Below are 1,323 nucleotides of genomic sequence, written 5' to 3'. Positions count from 1 at the left end.
TAATGCCAGTCAGTTAAGCTGACTGGCATTTTTCTTTTTATGGGGATACTTAGATGGTTTTGGCTTAACCCATCGGGGATATCTTCTATCCTCTCGTCTAGCTGGAAGCTTAAATAAGACCAGTGTATTGAGTAAGTGCTGCCAGTGTATTGGAATGTTCCCTGGACTCATTATAGATACTGACGAGAAATACTGAATGACAGCCATCGAACTGCTAGAGAAACTAAGCTGGTTAGGCCATATCCCTGTAACTGTCGCCGCCATCGTCATTATTCTTCGTATTAAATTATAGGCGAGTAACACGCCCCATAGCTCCTGACGCACCATGTCTGGACGTTTACTTCTCAAATGGTATGCGCTATCAAGCATGGTTTGTTTGATTTCTCTAAACCCAAGCTCTATCTCCCAACGATGACAATATAATTCAACAATTTCATTACCTGGATAACGCAATCTATCCGTCATCGAGGTTAATATACGGTAGCTTTTGCCCTTTATTGTTTTACTGATTAATCTCGCTTTAATCGTTTCAGGAACATCGGGAAAGTTTTTTGTGCATGCTTTGTTGTTTTCAATTCAATGATATGGTCATTTTTACCCGCGCTGGAGATGATTTCATACTGTAAGTCGGGCCTTGCTGGTATCAGCCAGTGCCTCATCTTCCCAGTTTGGTGCCAACGATTTAACAGGCCTAAAGAATAATATCCTTTATCGAACATAGTCAGTGAATTATCGGGTGTACGTTCAATTAAACGCTCAGCTAATTTCATCTCGTTGGTTTTATAGTTATCAAACTCGCTACTGAGCAGTTGATGGCTGGTCAATTCCATATGACAGACCATGCGTATTTGAGGAAAGGCTGTATCACCGTATTGGTTGCTACCAGAAGAGAAGGCTTTACGATTATCAGGCGTGTCGGCTGTTCGCCACACAACACCGTCAACAGCTAATAGGTTCAAACCATTCCATGTTTCGAATGACTGTTGCTTATACATTGATTGAGCAGATTTATTGAAAACGTGTTTAACGGAATCATCACCTAACCTTTGTCTCGCCTGTACCATCGCACTTGGAGCAACGAGTTGGTTCTTGCCAGGTAACATGATATCTAGCTTATTAGCGATATTCCAAACCGATTCTTTTCGAAACAATGCCATGCCAATAACTGACCACAAAACGGCCTCAAGCGGTAACCTTCGCTTACGAACGGTTGCAATCCCAGCTTGTTGAAAACCTTGTTCAATGATTTCAGGGTCAAGAATTTCTGATAATTTTTCAAAGGTATGGTATCGGCTGCTTTCTTCAAGTGTTGCTTGCAGTGCT

Annotated in this window: 1 pseudogene; it reads right to left on the bottom strand. The window is 41.7% G+C overall.

Going from position 1 to position 1,323, the window contains the following annotated elements:
* Positions 1-9: 9 nt before the first annotated feature.
* Positions 10-1,319: pseudogene (locus CXF89_RS19175) on the bottom strand (IS4 family transposase).
* Positions 1,320-1,323 lie beyond the last annotated feature (4 nt).

Source organism: Pseudoalteromonas sp. MelDa3 (genome assembly GCF_002863625.1).
GTDB lineage: Bacteria > Pseudomonadota > Gammaproteobacteria > Enterobacterales > Alteromonadaceae > Pseudoalteromonas > Pseudoalteromonas arctica.
This window is presented reverse-complemented; position numbering and strand designations above follow the sequence as displayed.